The 16806-nt window shown below is 73.2% G+C and carries 15 protein-coding genes; 11 read left to right on the forward strand and 4 right to left on the reverse strand.

From position 1 onward, the window contains the following. The first annotated feature begins 70 nt into the window (after positions 1 to 70). From pyrG to der, 10 genes are all read left to right on the forward strand, one after another. Positions 71 to 1825: a CTP synthase gene (pyrG, locus tag V6U79_RS03340; protein WP_334534446.1), complete on the forward strand. Its 1755-nt coding sequence runs from the start codon at positions 71 to 73 to the stop codon at positions 1823 to 1825. Next, on the forward strand, positions 1822 to 2427 hold the full coding sequence (locus V6U79_RS03345) for an NUDIX domain-containing protein (RefSeq protein ID WP_334534448.1): 606 nt from the start codon (positions 1822 to 1824) through the stop codon (positions 2425 to 2427). The genes pyrG and V6U79_RS03345 overlap by 4 nt, the downstream gene beginning before the upstream one ends. A 565-nt stretch (positions 2428 to 2992) precedes the next feature. Beyond that, positions 2993 to 4108 carry an alanine dehydrogenase gene (gene ald / locus V6U79_RS03350; RefSeq protein ID WP_334534451.1) on the forward strand — a complete coding sequence of 372 codons (1116 nt, stop codon included), beginning with the start codon at positions 2993 to 2995 and terminating at the stop codon, positions 4106 to 4108. Beyond that, on the forward strand, positions 4105 to 5097 hold the full coding sequence (locus tag V6U79_RS03355; protein WP_334613825.1) for a site-specific tyrosine recombinase XerD: 993 nt from the start codon (positions 4105 to 4107) through the stop codon (positions 5095 to 5097). Before ald ends, V6U79_RS03355 begins: the two co-directional genes overlap by 4 nt. Before the next feature lie 176 nt (positions 5098 to 5273). Beyond that, a complete protein-coding gene (locus V6U79_RS03360; RefSeq protein WP_154937924.1) occupies positions 5274 to 6197 on the forward strand; it encodes a ParA family protein in 924 nt (307 codons plus the stop codon). 53 nt (positions 6198 to 6250) lie between these two features. Then, the gene (locus tag V6U79_RS03365; protein WP_334613420.1) at positions 6251 to 7366 is read left to right on the forward strand and encodes a segregation and condensation protein A; all 1116 of its coding nucleotides are present in this window, start codon (positions 6251 to 6253) and stop codon (positions 7364 to 7366) included. Positions 7367 to 7628: 262 nt separating this feature from the next. Further along, positions 7629 to 8468 (forward strand): SMC-Scp complex subunit ScpB, encoded by an 840-nt coding sequence (gene scpB, locus V6U79_RS03370; protein ID WP_442933745.1) that lies wholly within the window; start codon positions 7629 to 7631, stop codon positions 8466 to 8468. Beyond that, positions 8455 to 9225: a pseudouridine synthase gene (locus V6U79_RS03375; protein ID WP_334530115.1), complete on the forward strand. Its 771-nt coding sequence runs from the start codon at positions 8455 to 8457 to the stop codon at positions 9223 to 9225. Before scpB ends, V6U79_RS03375 begins: the two co-directional genes overlap by 14 nt. A 190-nt stretch (positions 9226 to 9415) precedes the next feature. After that, on the forward strand, positions 9416 to 10096 hold the full coding sequence (cmk, locus tag V6U79_RS03380) for a (d)CMP kinase (RefSeq protein ID WP_334613423.1): 681 nt from the start codon (positions 9416 to 9418) through the stop codon (positions 10094 to 10096). Beyond that, positions 10093 to 11496, forward strand: coding sequence for a ribosome biogenesis GTPase Der (der, locus tag V6U79_RS03385; protein ID WP_334530110.1), 1404 nt, complete (start codon positions 10093 to 10095; stop codon positions 11494 to 11496). The genes cmk and der overlap by 4 nt, the downstream gene beginning before the upstream one ends. A 183-nt stretch (positions 11497 to 11679) precedes the next feature. Here der and V6U79_RS03390 read toward each other — a convergent pair whose 3' ends face one another. After that, on the reverse strand, positions 11680 to 13317 hold the full coding sequence (locus V6U79_RS03390; RefSeq protein ID WP_334613424.1) for an ABC-F family ATP-binding cassette domain-containing protein: 1638 nt from the start codon (positions 13315 to 13317) through the stop codon (positions 11680 to 11682). 302 nt (positions 13318 to 13619) lie between these two features. Here V6U79_RS03390 and V6U79_RS03395 point away from each other — a divergent pair, with 302 nt between their 5' ends. Then, positions 13620 to 13838 carry a hypothetical protein gene (locus V6U79_RS03395; RefSeq protein WP_334613425.1) on the forward strand — a complete coding sequence of 73 codons (219 nt, stop codon included), beginning with the start codon at positions 13620 to 13622 and terminating at the stop codon, positions 13836 to 13838. A gap of 20 nt (positions 13839 to 13858) precedes the next feature. Here V6U79_RS03395 and V6U79_RS03400 read toward each other — a convergent pair whose 3' ends face one another. The 3 genes from V6U79_RS03400 to V6U79_RS03410 form a co-directional block, all read right to left on the reverse strand. Further along, entirely contained in the window at positions 13859 to 15493 is a 1635-nt protein-coding gene (locus tag V6U79_RS03400; RefSeq protein WP_334613427.1) for an MFS transporter, read from the reverse strand. Then, positions 15487 to 16182 (reverse strand): SDR family NAD(P)-dependent oxidoreductase, encoded by a 696-nt coding sequence (locus V6U79_RS03405; RefSeq protein WP_334530101.1) that lies wholly within the window; start codon positions 16180 to 16182, stop codon positions 15487 to 15489. The genes V6U79_RS03400 and V6U79_RS03405 overlap by 7 nt, the downstream gene beginning before the upstream one ends. A 123-nt stretch (positions 16183 to 16305) precedes the next feature. Further along, complete coding sequence (locus V6U79_RS03410) at positions 16306 to 16776, reverse strand: hypothetical protein (RefSeq protein ID WP_334613428.1); 471 nt, start codon at positions 16774 to 16776, stop codon at positions 16306 to 16308. Between the last annotated feature and the right edge of the window lie 30 nt (positions 16777 to 16806).

The raw sequence follows: 16806 nt of genomic DNA on the forward strand, positions 1-16806 counted from the left end.
GATCGCGTGATCACTTCGGTGGTCGGCACGGCGGTTCGCACGACCGCTACGGACGACACGGGAGCAGGCCTTGGCCCCTTCAGCACGGACGACCCGGCACATCTTCGTCACCGGGGGCGTCGCCTCCTCGCTCGGTAAGGGCCTCACCGCCTCCAGCCTCGGCAACCTGCTGACCGCGCGCGGACTGCGCGTGGTGATGCAGAAGCTCGACCCCTACCTCAACGTCGACCCCGGGACGATGAACCCGTTCCAGCACGGTGAGGTCTTCGTCACCGAGGACGGCGCGGAGACCGACCTCGACGTCGGGCACTACGAGCGGTTCCTGGACCGGGCGCTCTCCGGCAAGGCGAACGTCACCACCGGCCAGATCTACTCGGACGTGATCGCCAAGGAGCGGCGCGGCGAGTACCTGGGCGACACCGTCCAGGTGATCCCGCACATCACCAACGAGATCAAGGCGCGGATCCTCGGCATGGCCGACCCGGACGCCGACGGTCAGGTGCCGGACGTGGTGATCACCGAGGTCGGTGGCACCGTCGGCGACATCGAGTCGCTGCCGTTCCTGGAGGCGATCCGCCAGGTTCGCCACGACCTGGGTCGGGACAACTGCTTCTACCTGCACGTCTCGCTGGTGCCGTACCTGGCGCCGTCGGGCGAGCTGAAGACCAAGCCGACCCAGCACTCGGTGGCGCAGCTGCGCAGCATCGGCATCCAGCCCGACGCGCTGGTGCTGCGCTGCGACCGGGACATCCCGGACAAGGTCAAGGAGAAGCTCTCCCTCTACTGCGACGTGGACTCCGAGGCGGTCGTCGCCGCCCCGGACGCGCCGAGCATCTACGACATCCCGAAGGTGCTGCACCGCGAGGGTCTCGACGCGTACGTGGTGCGCCGCCTTCGGCTCTCCTTCCGCGACGTCGACTGGGTCGGCTGGGACGACCTGCTCGACCGGGTGCACCAGCCGCGGCACACGGTCACCGTCGCCCTGGTCGGTAAGTACGTCGACCTGCCCGACGCGTACCTGTCGGTCAGCGAGGCGATCCGGGCCGCCGGCTTCGGCCACCGGGCCCGGGTGCAGCTGCGCTGGGTGCCCAGCGACGACTGCGTCACCCCGGCCGGCGCGGCGGCCGCCCTGGCCGGCGTGGACGGCATCGTCATCCCGGGTGGCTTCGGCGTGCGCGGCATCGAGGGCAAGATCGGCACCGCCCGGTACGCCCGCGAGAACGGCGTCCCGCTGCTCGGCCTCTGCCTCGGCCTGCAGTGCATGACCATCGAGGTGGCGCGCCACCTGGCCGGCCTCGACGGGGCGAACTCGCTGGAGTTCGACGAGGAGGCCAAGCACCCGGTCATCGCCACCATGGCCGACCAGGAGGACATCGTCGCCGGCCGGGGCGACCTGGGCGGCACCATGCGGCTCGGGGCGTACCCGGCGACGCTGGCCGAGGGCTCGCTCGTCGCCGAGGCGTACGGCAGCACCGAGGTCAGCGAGCGGCACCGGCACCGGTACGAGGTGAACAACGCCTACCGGGACCAGCTCACCAAGGCCGGCCTGCACATCTCCGGTACCTCCCCGGACGGCCGGCTGGTCGAGTTCATCGAGCTGGACCGCGAGCTGCACCCGTTCTTCGTCGCCACCCAGGCGCACCCGGAGCTGAAGAGCCGCCCGACCCGCCCGCACCCGCTCTTCGCCGCGTTCGTGAAGGCCGCGGTGGCGTACTCGGAGGCCGGCCAGCTGCCGGTCGACCTGGACGGCGGGGCGGAGACGCCGGCGGCGAAGAAGGCCGCGCGCAACGGCGGTGCCGCGGCGAAGGCGGCGTCCGCCTCGTGAGCGCCGTCGAGCACCGCTACGAGCTGACCCACCGGCAGGAGCGCTTCGCCGGGCGGATCTTCTCCGTGGTCACCGACGAGGTGACCATGCCCGGCGGTGGCACCGCGAAGCGGGACTACGTCCGGCACGTCGGCGCGGTCGCCGTGGTGGCGCTCGACGACGCCGGCCAGGTGGTGCTGGTCCGCCAGTACCGCCAGCCGGTCGGGCGGCACCTGTGGGAGCTGCCCGCCGGGCTGATGGACGTCGACGGCGAGGAGTTGCCCGTGGCCGCCGCCCGGGAGCTGGCCGAGGAGGCCGACCTGATCGCCGGCACCCTGGACCTGCTGGTCGACGTGCACACCTCGCCCGGTTTCTCCGACGAGGTGGTCCGGGTCTTCCTCGCCCGCGACCTGCGCGAGGTGCCCGCCGAACAGCGGCACGAGCGTCGCGAGGAGGAGGCGGACATCCAGATCGTCCGGCTCGACCTGGACGAGGCGGTCGGCATGGTGCTGGCCGGGGAGATCACCAACGGGCCCTGCGTGGCCGGTCTGCTGGCCGCCGCCCGGGCCCGGGACGCCGGCTGGTCGGTGCTGCGCCGCCCCGACGCCCCACTGCCCCGCTGACCCGGGACACACCCGGAAAGGGCCGCGCGGTCTCGCCGCGTGGCCCTTTCCTCTCCCCGGCCTCGGCCGCCTCGCCCCACGCCTTGTGGCCCGGCGTCGGCTCGGCCCGCGCTTCACGGCGGGTCGCTCACCTGAGCCCGCGGTTTGCGGCGTGTCGGGGTGTCCCGGTGTCGGGAGGCCGCGACACGCCGCAATCGGGGCCGATCAACTCGCGGCGCGGGACTCGTGAGGGAGCGGCGCCGCCCGGTCGACGACGCGCGGCGGCGGGCCGGAGAGGCCGGCACCGAGCGCGGCGGCGGGGACACCCGGCGTGTCGGCTGCGGCTTCCGCGCGGCGATGCCCGTCGTGCGGTGCGACGATGAGGGCGAACGTCGCGCGGACGGCGCGGACCGGGCGCCTGACACATCGTCAGGCGCATCGGGCACCGGATGTCACTGTGCTGGGCCCCACCGGGTGCTCCCACGCCTAGACTGCCGCCGGCGGGACCGGTGGACCGCGCCGGCAAAGGGGCCGGCGCGCACCGCGCAGTCGGGGGAAGGCAGCCCCGAAGAGAGGTGTCTGCATCGTGAAGGTCGGAATCCCACGCGAGGTCAAGAACCACGAGTACCGCGTGGCGATCACGCCGGCGGGTGTCAACGAGTTCACCCGCAACGGGCACGAGGTCTTCGTCGAGTCCGGCGCCGGCGTCGGGTCGAGCATCACCGACGACGAGTTCGCCGCCGCGGGCGCCAAGATCCTCACCACCGCCGACGAGGTGTGGGAGACCGCGGACCTGGTGCTCAAGGTCAAGGAGCCCATCGCCGAGGAGTACCACCGGATGCGCGAGGGGCAGGTGCTCTTCACCTACCTGCACCTGGCCGCCTCGAGGGAGTGCACCGACGCGCTCATCGACCGCAAGGTCACCGGCATCGCGTACGAGACCGTCGAGCTGCCGGACCGGTCGCTGCCGCTGCTGGCCCCGATGTCCGAGGTCGCCGGTCGGCTCGCCCCGCAGGTGGGCGCCTTCTACATGATGCGCACCGGCGGCGGTCGGGGCGTGCTGCCCGGCGGCGTCTCCGGCGTGTACGCGGCGAAGACCGTGGTCATCGGCGCCGGTGTCTCCGGCCTGAACGCCGCCGCGATCGCGCTGGGCCTGCAGTCCGAGGTGCTGCTGCTGGACAAGAACGTGGCCCGGCTGCGCCAGGCCGACGCCATCTACCGGGGCCACCTGCAGACCGTGGCCTCCAACGCGTACGAGATCGAGCGGGCCGTGCTCGACGCGGACCTGGTCATCGGCGCGGTCCTCGTCCCGGGCGCGAAGGCGCCGAAGCTCATCTCCAACGAGCTGGTCTCCCGGATGAAGCCGGGCAGCGTGCTGGTCGACATCGCCATCGACCAGGGTGGCTGCTTCGAGGACTCGCGTCCCACCACGCACGCCGACCCGGTCTACAAGGTGCACGAGTCGATCTTTTACTGCGTGGCGAACATGCCCGGCGCGGTGCCGAACACCAGCACCTACGCGCTGACCAACGTCACCCTGCCGTACGCCCTGGAGCTGGCCAACCAGGGCTGGCGCGAGGCGCTGCGCCGCGACCCGGCCCTGGCGCTGGGCCTGAACACCCACGCCGGCCAGGTCACCTACGGCCCGGTCGCCGAGGCGCACGGCATGCCGACCCTGCCGCTGGCCGAGGTGCTGGCCTGACCGCTGCACCGGACACCGCCGGCGCGGGCACGCAGCCCGCGCCGGCGCTGCGCCGTGCCGTCCGCGGCTACCTCGACCACCTCACCGTCGAGCGGGGGCTGTCGGCGAACACCCTCTCGTCGTACCGGCGGGATCTGGAGCGGTACCTGACGACCCTGGCCGACGCCGGCGTCACCGACCTCGGGTCGGTCGGCGCCGGCGTCGTCGAGTCGCACCTGGCCCGGCTGCGCGCCGGCGACGACGACCACCCACCGCTGGCCGCGTCCTCCGCCGCCCGCGCCGCCTCCGCGGTGCGCGGGCTGCACCGTTTCGCGCTGCGCGAGGGGTTGGCCGGCGCCGACCCCAGCCGCGACGTCCGCCCGCCCACGCCGCCGCGCCGGCTGCCCCGGGCGCTGCCCGTCGACGACGTGGTCCGGCTGCTGGAGACCGCCGGCCCGGTGACCGCCGCCGGTGACGGCGCGGCCCTCGCCCTGCGCGATCGGGCGCTGCTGGAATTCCTGTACGGCACCGGCGCGCGGATCTCCGAGGCGGTCGGCGCCGCCGTGGACGACGTGGACGTCGACGAGGGCACCGCCGTGCTGCGCGGCAAGGGCGGCCGGACCCGACTCGTCCCGATCGGCGGGTACGCCGTCGAGGCGCTGCGCGCCTGGCTGGTCCGGGCCCGGCCCGGGCTGGTCGCCGCGGGTCGTGGCACCCCGGCGGTGTTCGTCAACGCCCGGGGCGGGACGCTGACCCGGCAGGGCGCCTGGACCATTCTGCGGCGCGCCGCCGAGCGGGCCGGGCTGCCGGTGACCGGGCCGGGCGCGGTCTCTCCGCACACCCTGCGCCACTCGTACGCGACCCACCTGCTCGACGGCGGCGCCGACGTGCGGGTGGTGCAGGAGCTGCTCGGCCACGCCTCGGTGACCACCACCCAGGTGTACACGTTGGTCACCGTGGAGCGGCTGCGCGAGGTGTACGCGACCGCGCACCCGCGCGCCCTGGGCTGACCCGGCGCCGCCACCGGCCGACACGCCGGACCGGTACCGAACGCGCTGCTGGTCGGTGGCGTAGAGTCGGTTTCGGCGCGGACCTCCTGGGGCGACATCCGGGGTGCGCAGCGGCGCCGCGAAGGACGTCGGAAGGCTCCGACGCCGGGTGGTCGTCGGGAGGGGGCAACGAGGACATGGCTGGCAACGGTGATCGTGCCGACGCCTGGACGTCGGAGCTCCGCGAGCAGCAGGCGTCGCTCGGCGCGGATCTGGGTCCGGCGGACCCGGCCGCGTACACGATGCGCAAGCCGATCCCGGAGCCGATGCCCACCGACCGGCACGGCCCGGCGCGGATCATCGCGATGGCCAACCAGAAGGGTGGCGTCGGCAAGACGACCACCACCATCAACCTGGGCGCCGCGCTCGCCGAGTACGGTCGCAAGGTGCTGCTGGTGGACTTCGACCCGCAGGGCGCGCTCTCGGTCGGGCTGGGGGTCAACCCGCACAACCTCGACCTGTCGGTCTACAACCTGCTCATGCAGGACGACGTCACCGCCGAGGACGTCCTGATCAAGACCGACGTGGCCGGGCTGCACCTGCTGCCGGCCAACATCGACCTCTCCGCGGCCGAGATCCAGCTGGTCAACGAGGTCGCCCGGGAGATGGCGCTGGCCCGGGTGCTGCGGACCGTCCGCAAGGAGTACGACTACATCCTGATCGACTGCCAGCCCTCGCTGGGCCTGCTGGCGATCAACGCGTTGACCGTGGCGCACGGCGTGCTCATCCCGCTGGAGTGCGAGTTCTTCAGCCTGCGCGGGGTGGCGCTGCTGCTGGACACCATCGACAAGGTGCGTGAGCGGCTCAACTTCGACCTGGAGCTCGAGGGCATCCTCGCCACCATGTACGACAGCCGCACCACCCACTGCCGGCAGGTGCTCCAGCGGGTGGTCGAGGCGTTCGGCGACAAGGTCTACCAGACGGTCATCACCAAGACGGTGAAGTTCCCCGAGTCCACCGTGGCCGGAGCGCCGATCACCACCCTCGACCCGGCGTCGTCGGGCGCGCGCAACTACCGTCAGCTGGCCCGTGAGGTGATCGCCGCCCAGGCGGACCGGTAGGCCACGGTGCACCTTCGCGCCGGCCGGCCGGGGCCGTGGACTACGGTCTTCCGGTGACCGCGCCGCCCCTCGACCCGCCGACGACCCCGGAGCAGCCGCCCGTGGTGGCCGCCGAGGCCGACGCCGGGCCGGCGACGGACGCCGCCGGTGTGCCGCAGGCGGAGCAGAGCGCCGGGTTCACCGTCCGGCTGGCGAACTTCACCGGCCCGTTCGACCTGCTGCTGCAGCTCATCGGCAAGCACAAGCTGGACGTCACCGAGGTGGCGCTGCACCGGGTCACCGACGAGTTCATCGCCTACATCCGGGCCATGGGCGATCAGTGGGACCTGGACGAGGCGAGCGAGTTCCTGCTGATCGCCGCCACCCTGCTGGACCTGAAGGCGGCCCGGTTGCTGCCCGCCGCCGAGGTGGAGAACGAGGAGGACCTCGCCCTGCTGGAGGCGCGGGACCTGCTCTTCGCGCGGTTGTTGCAGTACAAGGCGTACAAGGAGGCGGCGGCGCACATCGCCGAGCTGGAGTCGGTGGGCGGGCGGCGCTACCCGCGGGCGGTCACCCTGGAGCCCCGGTACGCCGAGGCGCTGCCCGACCTGGTGCTCGGCATCGGCCCGGAGCGGCTGCTGAAGCTGGCGGTCAGGGCGATGACGCCGAGACCGGTGCCGGAGGTCTCCATCGCCCACGTGCACATGGTGCGGGTCAGCGTGCGGGAGCACGCGGCGATCCTCACCGAGCGGCTGCGCCGCGCCGGCACCGCCACCTTCTCGCTGCTCTGCGCCGACTGCGAGATCACCCTGGAGGTGGTGGCGCGGTTCCTGGCGCTGCTGGAGCTGTACCGGGAGGGGCTGGTCGCGTTCGTGCAGGAGCAGGCCCTGGAGGAGCTGACGGTGCGTTGGACCGGCCCGGCCGAGGGCGGCACCGAGCTGCACATCGACGAGTACGCCGGCGCCCCCGCCGAGCCGGCCGACGCCGGTGCGGCGGACGCGGGCCCGGCGGACGCCGGCGCGCGGGACACCGGTCCGGCTGAGGTCGATCCGGGCGATGCCGGTCGGGCCGACGTCGGGCAGCACCGGGCCTCGCCGGACGGGCCCGGGGAGCTGGCACTGCCGGGGACGGTGACCGGTCCGCCGGGCAGCGCGCAGGACGCCGAGAACGAGGAGCAGCGGGATGAGTGACGAGGAGCGCCGGGACTCCCTGGCCGACCAGGCCGCCGCGTGGATCCCCCCGTGGCAGCGCCCCACCCCGCCGAAGAACCCCACCCCCGACCCCGCCGAGCGGGCTGAGCCCGAGATCTTGGACAGTTACCGTTCGTCCGGAACGGAAGCTGTCCAAGATCTCGCCGCCGACACCGCCGCAGCGGCGCCGACCACCGGGCTACCTGTCGATGCCGAGCCCTCCGACGGCCAACCGGCCGAACCGGCCGCCGCCGACGCGGGCGTGACCGCTCCCGAGCCGGCCGAGCCGCCCGCCGCCGAACCGGGCGTGACCGCTGCCGAGCCGGCCGCCGCCGGCCCGGACAGCGCAGCGCGGCCTGGCGCCGAACCGGCCGAGCCGACCGACGCCGACGCGGCTTCGCACAGCGCCGCGCTGCCCGGCGCCGACCTCGACGGCGCCGACCTCGACGGCGCCGAGCCGGCCGGGGCCCTGCCGACCGAGCGCGCCGCGGCCGGCGTACCGGGGAAGCGGGGACGGCGGCGGGTGGCGCCCGCGCCGGAGCCGGCGCCGGTGCTCGACGACGCCGAGCTGCGCGGCGCGCTGGAGGCGATCCTGCTGGTGGTGGACGAGCCGGTGAGCGAGCTCACCCTGGCCCAGGTGCTGGAGCAGCCGGCCGAGCGGATCGGCCCGGCGCTGGACCGGATCGCCGCCGGCTACACCGCCGCCGGGCACGGTTTCGAGCTGCGTCGGGCCGCAGGTGGCTGGCGTCTCTACACCCGTCCGGAGTATGCGACCTACGTCGAGCGGTTCGTGCTGGACGGGCAGTCGGTACGGTTGACCCAGGCCGCGCTGGAGACCCTCGCCGTGATCGCCTACAAGCAGCCGGTGACCCGTTCGCGGATCTCGGCCATCCGGGGTGTCAACTGCGACGGGGTGATCCGTACCCTGGTCTCGCGCGGGCTGGTGGAGGAGTGCGGCACCGAGGCCGACAGCGGAGCCTTCCTCTACCGGACCACCACCCTGTTCCTGGAAAAGCTGGGGCTGAACTCGGTGGCCGACCTGCCGCCGCTCGCCCCGTTCCTCCCCGACGACGTAGAAGAGCTTGCCGATGCGACGCGATGACCGTGCCCCGAAGCCCGACGCCCCCGTGTACGAGGGGGCCGAGCGCCTGCAGAAGGTGCTCGCCGCCGCGGGTGTGGGCTCCCGGCGTGCCTGCGAGGACCTGATCTTCCGGCGCCGGGTGACCGTGAACGGCCGGGTCGCGCAGCTCGGTGACAAGGCCGACCCGTCCCGCGACGTGATCCACGTCGACGGGGAGCGGCTCCAGGCCGACACCCGGCTGGTCTACCTGGCGATGAACAAGCCGCGCGGGGTGGTCTCCACCATGGCGGACGAGAAGGGCCGCACCGCCCTGGCCGACTTCATCGGCAACCGGGTGGAGCAGCGCGTCTACCACGTGGGGCGGCTCGACGCCGACAGCGAGGGCCTGCTGCTGCTCACCAACGACGGCACCCTGGCCCACAAGCTGATGCACCCGTCGTACGAGGTGCTGAAGACCTACCTGTGCGAGGTGGCCGGGCCGATCCCGCGCAACCTGGGCAAGCGGCTGATGGCCGGGGTGGAGCTGGAGGACGGGCCAGTGCGGGTCGACTCCTTCAAGCTGGTGGACAGCCTGGGCAAGACCGCCCAGGTGGAGCTCTCCCTGCACGAGGGGCGCAAGCACATCGTCCGGCGCCTGCTGGCCGAGGTGGGGCACCCGGTGGCGCGCCTCGTGCGTACCGCGATCGGCCCGATCCGGCTGGGTGACCTGCGCGCCGGGCGGATCCGCCGGCTGACCAACGCGGAGGTCGCCGCCCTGTTCAAGGCCGTGGGGGACTGACCCGCCTCGTTCGGGGTACCGGTGCCGGTAGGCTTCCTCGCGGCCGGTGCGCCGGCGGGTGGCGGGGGTCGCCCCCGACGCCGTCGCGCGGCTGCCCGCGTGGCGCGGGCATGATTGACGATGATGGACAACCGCTCAACGGCGCCGGAGACACCGGCGACCCGCGAGGTACGGGCTGAGGAGGACAACGGTGGGGGAAAACGTACGGGCCGGGCGCTGCGTGGTCGCTGTGGACGGGCCGTCCGGTTCGGGTAAGTCCACCGTCTCGCGGCGGCTCGCCGTCAGCATCGGTGCCCGCTACCTCGACACGGGGGCCATGTACCGGGCGATCACCTGGGCCGTGCTGCGCTCCGGGGTCGACCTGACCGACGCCGAGTCGGTGGCCAAGGTCGCCCGCGAGGTCGACCTGCGCATCGGCACCGACCCCCAGGGGTACGGGGTGACCGCCGACGGCGTGACCGTCGACCGGGAGATCCGCGGCCCCGAGGTGACCGGCGCGGTCTCCGCCGTGGCCGCCGTGCCGGCGGTGCGCGAACTGCTCGTCGCCCGGCAGCGTCAGATGATCACCAACGCCGGCCGGATCGTGGTCGAGGGCCGCGACATCGGCTCGGTGGTGGCGCCGGACGCCGACCTGAAGGTCTACCTGACCGCCTCCGAGGCTGCGCGGGCCCTGCGGCGCAGCACCGAGGACGCGGCCGACGTCGCGGCGACCGCCGCCGACCTGGCCCGGCGGGACAAGTTCGACTCGACCCGCAAGGTCAACCCGTTGCAGCAGGCCGCCGACGCGGTCGAGCTGGACACCACCGAGCTGGGCATCGACGAGGTCGTCGCCCGGCTGCGCGAGATGCTCACCGAGCGGGGGGTGGCATGACCGACGACGCTGGTTGGGTGGAGCTGCGTGAGCCGGACATCGACGTCGAGGAGCCGTCCGGTCCGCAGCCCGTGGTGGCCGTGGTCGGCCGGCCGAACGTGGGCAAGTCGACCCTGGTCAACCGGATCATCGGCCGTCGCCAGGCGGTCGTCGAGGACATCCCGGGGGTGACCCGCGACCGGGTCCCCTACGACGCGCAGTGGACCGGCCGCTCGTTCACGGTGGTGGACACCGGCGGGTGGGAGCCGGACGCGAAGGACCGGGCCGCGGCGATCGCCGCCCAGGCCGAGATCGCCGTCGCCACGGCCGATGTGGTGATCTTCGTGGTCGACGCGATGGTCGGTTCGACGGATGTGGACGAGGCCGCGGTGAAGATGCTGCGGCGCAGCGCCAAGCCGGTCATCCTGGTGGCGAACAAGACCGACAACACCGCCATCGAGATGGAGGCGACCTCGCTCTGGTCGCTCGGCCTCGGTGAGCCGTACCCGGTCTCGGCGCTGCACGGGCGGGGCTCCGGTGAGCTGCTCGACGCCATCCTGGAGGCCCTGCCCGAGGCGCCGAAGATCGTCGAGAACCGGCCGCGCGGCCCGCGCCGGGTGGCCCTGGTCGGCCGCCCCAACGTCGGCAAGTCCAGCCTGCTCAACCGCTTCTCCGGTGAGGAGCGGGCCGTGGTCGACTCGGTCGCCGGTACCACGGTCGACCCGGTGGACAGCCTGGTTCAGATCGGCGGCGAGACCTGGCAGCTGGTGGACACCGCCGGTCTGCGCAAGCGGGTCGGCAAGGCCAGCGGCACCGAGTACTACGCCAGCCTGCGGACCGCCTCGGCGATCGAGGCGGCCGAGGTCGCCGTGGTGCTGCTCGACGCCAGCGAGCCGATCAGCGAGCAGGACCAGCGGATCCTGACCATGGTCACCGAGGCCGGCCGGGCGTTGGTCATCGCCTTCAACAAGTGGGACCTGGTCGACGACGACCGCCGGTACTACCTGGACAAGGAGATCGAGCGGGAGCTGCGCCGCATCCCCTGGGCGATCCGGCTGAACCTGTCGGCGCAGACCGGCCGGGCGGTGGACAAGCTCGCTCCGGCGCTGCGCAAGGCCCTGGCCAGCTGGGAGACCCGGGTGCCGACGGCGCAGCTGAACCAGTGGCTGACCGCGCTGGTGCAGGCGACCCCGCACCCGGTGCGCGGCGGCCGGGCGCCGAAGATCCTCTTCGCCACTCAGGCCGGTGTGGCCCCGCCGCGCTTCGTGCTCTTCACCACGGCTCCGCTGGACGCCGGCTACCAGCGCTTCGTCGAGCGCAAGCTCCGGGAGGAGTTCGGCTTCGAGGGCAGCCCGGTGGAGATCTCCGTACGCCCGCGCAAGAAGCTGGGCCCCGGCGGCCGCGGCAAGGCGCACGGCTGATCCTGGTACGTCCCGACGCCGGGTGGTCCTCGTGACCACCCGGCGTCGCTGTTCCTCGCCCGCCATCACCCCATCCTCCTAGGATGCTCCAGGGGGAGTGGGGTGCCCGATCGAGTTGCGGTGCCGCTGGGCCAACAGGTCGTCCGCCCCCCCGGCGTCCACGGCGACCGGGCGGACGGCCGTTCACTCGGCGTCCGGCGCCGCCGTCTCCCGCAGCCGGCCCTCGTGCAGCCGCAGCCACCGCCGCACCCCGATCTCCGCCAGGAACCGCTCGTCGTGGCTGACCACCACGAACGCGCCCTGGTACGCGCCGAGCGCCCCCTCCAGCTGCGCCACGCTGACCAGGTCGAGGTTGTTGGTCGGCTCGTCCAGCAGGAGCAGTTGCGGCGCCGGTTCGGCGCAGAGCACGCAGGCCAGGGTGGCGCGCAGCCGCTCGCCGCCGGAGAGCACCCCGACGGGGAGGTGCGCCCGGGGACCGCGGAACAGGAAGCGGGCGAGCAGGTTCATCCGTTCGGCCTCCGGCATCGCGGGCGCGTACGCTGCCAGGTTCTCGGCCACCGTCCGGTCGAGGTCCAGCAGGTCCAGCCGTTGGGACAGGTAGGCCACCCGCCCCTCGGCCCGCCGGGTCGAGCCGTCCTCCGCCGCCAGGTCGCCGTTGATCAGGCGCAGCAGGGTGGACTTGCCGGCGCCGTTGGGTCCGGTCAGCGCGATCCGCTCGGGTCCACGGATCACCAGGTCGACGCCGCCGTCGGCGAACACGGCCCGGTCACCGTGGCGGACCTGCATCCGCGCACCGTCGAAGACGGTGCGGCCGGTCGGGACGGCGGTCCCGGGCAGGTCCAGCACGATCCGCTGTTCCTCGCGCAGGGCCCGGCCCGCCTCGTCGAGCCGGGCCTTTGCCTGGCTGACCCGCGCGGCGTGCGTCTCGTTCGACTTCCCGGCCGACTCCTGGGCGTCCCGTTTCATGGTTCCGGCGAAGATCCTCGGCAGGCCGGCGTTGCCGAGGTTGCGGCTGGCGTTGCTGGCCCGCCGGGCGGCCCGCTCCCGGGCCTGCTGCATCTCCCGCTTCTCGCGTTTGACCTCCTGTTCGGCGCTGCGGACGTGTCGCTCGGCGGCCTCCTGCGCGGCGCGTGCCGACTTCTCGTACGCGCTGAAGTTCCCACCGTGGAAGCGGATTTCGCCCCGTTCGAGTTCGGCGATGCGGTCCATCCGGTCGAGCAGGGCCCGGTCGTGGCTGACCAGCAACAGGCAGCCGGTCCAGCTCTCGATCGCCTCGTGGAGCGAGCGCCGGGCGTCGAGGTCGAGGTTGTTGGTCGGTTCGTCGAGCAGCAGGACGTCGGGCCGTCTCAGCAGCTGCGCCGCCAGTCCCAGGACGACGATCTGACCGCCGCTGAGGGTGTGCAGGTGGCGGGTGAGGGAGACCGCCCCGAGGCCCAGCCGGTCGAGCTGGGCGCGGCTGCGCTCTTCGACGTCCCAGTCGTTGCCGACGGTGGCGAAGTGCTCCTCGCTGGCGTCACCCGACTCGATGGCGTGCAGCGCCGCGATCACCGGGGCGACGCCCAGAACCTCGGCCACGGTCAGGTCGCCGGCGAGGGGCAGGCTCTGCGGGAGATAGCCGAGCACCCCGTCGACGGTGACCGCGCCGGCGGTGGGCCGCAGCTCGCCGGCGATCAGCCTGAGCAGGGTGGTCTTACCGGCGCCGTTCGGCGCGACGAGTCCCGTGCGGCCCTCGCCGACGGTGAAGGAGAGCTCCTCGAAGACGGGTGTGTCGTCCGGCCAGGAGAAGGAGAGGCGCGAGCAGATGACGAAGGCGTCGGACATGTGAAGTCCTCGGGTCTGACACGGGTCAGGCTACGGCCGCCCGTGGGAACAGGGGCAGGTGGAACGACGGCATGGCCACGGCGGCTGCGCTTTCGCGCGCCGAGCCAGTGGCCGGACACGTCCGGTATCACCCGGAGATGTCGTCGTCACCTGCCACGTCTGGTCTCCTCTGTCGCTCCCGATCGATCGGCGACCATTTTACAGCGGTCGCTCGCTGGAGCGCAGCAGCCTGCCTGTTGCTCGACGTGGCCGGCGGTTGACTTACGGTGAATTTCCACCGACCCGGCGGGTACCCGTTGCCCATGGGCAGTCATCAGCACAACAAACACGACAGCGGTGGCGAGTCGGCCCGGGGCCGGCGACACCCGGGCAGCGGCGCGCCGGGCCGGCAGGGCTCGGAGGTCGAACGCTCACCGAAGCGCCGGCACCTACGGACGGCGACCGGCGCCTCCGGTAGCGAACGCGACCACGGCCGGTCGAAGGTGACCCAGGAGGGCCGGGTCCACCGGCAGGGCACCTGACCCGGGCGGGTGGGGCGGGTTCAGGGCTCCTGCCGGTCGTCGGTCATCGCCTGGCCGGCGGCGGCGGGCAGCAGGTGACGCACCTCCGGCTCGCCGTCGGCGAGCTCCCGGGCCCGCTCCTCCGCCTCCTGGTCGGCCCCCGTCAGCCGGCCCCCGTGCTGGCGCAGGTGCTCGTCCCAGGACGGCACCAGGTACACCTCGACGAGTCGCTCCCGGGATTCGCCCTCCCGGAACAGTCCCCAGCGCATCGCGCCGGTCCGCTGCCGGGAGCCGCGAACCACGTCCATCGCCTTCAGGAACTCCCGCTCGTGCTCGGGGCGCACGGTGTAGGCCACCGTCACCAGCACCGGGCCGACCCGGGGGTCCGGTTCGTGCGCCAGTTGCAGGCGGGGCCAGTAGGTCGCCGGGTCTCCGGCCACTCCCCGCAGGTCCGGCAGCCGCCAGATCTGACTGGTCACCGAGCCGACCAGCATCAGCACACCCGCCGCGACGAAGGCGGTGACCAGCCCGGCCATGTCGGCCACGACGCCCCAGATGAACGCCCCCAGCGCCTGCCCGCCGGCGAAGACCACCTGGTACACGGCGAGGCCACGGGCGCGTACCCAGCCGGGCAGGAACAGCTGCAGCTCGGCGCTGACGTTGACCAGCACCGTCACCCAGGCCAGCCCGGCAGGCAGCAGGACGAGCAGCACCAGCGGGATCGCCCGGATCGTCCCGACCACCAGCAGCGTCCCGCCGAACAGGAGGCCGGCAGCCAGCAGGATCTGGTTCGGCGACAGCCAGGTCTGCACCCGGGGCAGCAGCACGCCACCGAGGACCGCGCCGACCCCGAGGGCGGCCAGGAGCAGGCCGTACCCGGTGGAGTCCAGGCCCAGCCGTCGGTCGGCGACCAGCGGCAGCAGCGCCCAGAGCGCGCTGCCGGGCACCAGGAAGACCAGCGCGCGCCGCAGCAGCCGCCGGACGATGGGGGAGTGGCGCACGTACCGGCCACCGGCGCGCAGTGCCGCGGTGAACCGTTCCGGCACCTCCACGGCCCGGGCGTTCTCCGGCCGCCACCGGTACAGCGCCAGCGCGAAGACGCCGAAGGCCACGGCGTTGAGCGCGAAGACCGGGGCGATCCCGGTCCGGGCGATCAGCACCCCGGCCAGGGCCGGCCCGATGGCCCGCGCCGCGTTGAAGCTGATCGAGCCGAGCGCGGCGGCGGACCGGAGCTGGTCCCGCGGCACCAGCTCCGGGACCAGCGCCGCCCAGGCCGGCAGCGTCAGCGCCTGCCCCACCCCGAAGGCGAAGGTGAGGGTGAGCAGCAGCGCCGGTGGCATCCGGCCGGCGGCGGTCAGCAGGGTCAGCGCCGCGGCCACCACGAGCAGGAACAGTTGGACCGAGATGAGCAGGTGCCGGCGGTCGAAGGAGTCGGCCAGCGTGCCGGCCGGCAGGGCCAGCAGCAGCACCGGCAGCAGGCTGGCGGTCTGGACCAGCGCCACCAGCGTCGAGGCGTTCGGCGCGTCGATCAGCAGCCACTGCGCGCCGACCGTCTGCATCCAGGTGCCGACGTTGGCGGCGAACAGGGCCAGCCAGAGGTTGCGGTACACCGCTGTCCGCAGCGGTACCCACGCCGAGACGGGCCGCTCGGCGGTGGTGCCTTCGGCCCTTACCACCGCCCGTCCGCGCGCAGCACGCGCTCGCCGGAGACGTAGAGGTCGTCGGGGGCCAGCAGCAGCAGCCGTACGACCTCCGTGGCGACCTGGTCGGGCAGTGCGTAGATCTCGTCGAGGAACTCGTCGCCGACGCGCTCCTGCAACCGGGTCGGCATCGGCCCGGGGTGCAGCTGCATCACCTTGACCCGGTTGCTGTGCTGCGCCTCGGCCAGCGACTCGACCAGGCTGCTGCCGTAGCTCTTGGTGGCGCGGTAGACGGGAATGCCGGGGCGGGCCTTCGTCACGGCCATCGCGCCGACGTACACCACGTTGCCGTAGCCCTGCCGGTGCAGGTGGTGCAGCGCCTCCTTGAGCACGTAGGTGGTGCCGAGCGCGTTGACCTCCACGGCCCGCCGGATCCGCTCCGGGCTGAGGTCGGCGAGGTCGCCACCGGCCCACACCGAGGCGGAGTCGACCACCCCCTCGATCGTCCCGTACCGGTCGACCACCCCGGCGAAGGCGTCCCGGACCTGGTCGTAGGCGGAGATGTCGCAGGTGGCGCCGTCGCAGCGCAGCTCGGTCATCGTCGCGGTGACCTCGTCGGCGACGTTGCCGAGGACGACGACCCGGTGTGCGTCCACGAGCCGACGGGCCACCGCGGACCCCAGGCCGCTGGTGCCGCCGACCACCACGAACGTTCCGGCGTCCATGTTCCTCCAGCCGCGAGCGGGTCACGCAACGGCGCGGTCTTCCCCCTCTGCCGGGCTCCACACCCGGCTGGACCCGCCGGGTGTGGAGCCCCGGCGGGTCGGTGCCGGTGACGGGCTTCCCCCTCAGGCGAAGGTGATGTCCCGCAGCTCGATCGAGACGATGACGGTGTCCTTGACGGGGTTGCGCTGCTCGTCGGTCAGGTAGACCAGGCGGCGGGTGGGGACCAGGATGCCGTCGACCCGCTGCGGGTCGAAGCTGTAGTTGGCGGCGACGGGGGCGCCGGGGCCGAAGACCTCCGGCACGTAGTCGTGCCGCCGGATGTGCCCCTCGTCGTCGGCGTAGTAGGTCTGCTCCCGGCTGTGCGTGGCCACGTTGTCGGGGAACACCACGCGCAGCGGCCGCCACACCTCACCGTCCTCGTGGTGGGGTGCCAGCTCCTCCAGCTGGAACCCCGGCCCGGCGAGCAGGAACGGCTCGGTCAGGTAGTTCGACATCGCGTACCCGTTGAAGTAGGCCAGGTGCAGCCGGTCCCACGGGGTGCCGATCTCGTGGCCGCCGAAGGCGTCCCGCGGGTGGGACCGCTCCTCGACCACGTCTCCCGTCTCGCTCTCGATCGCGACCCG

The organism is Micromonospora psammae (genome assembly GCF_036902725.1).
Classification (GTDB): domain Bacteria; phylum Actinomycetota; class Actinomycetes; order Mycobacteriales; family Micromonosporaceae; genus Micromonospora.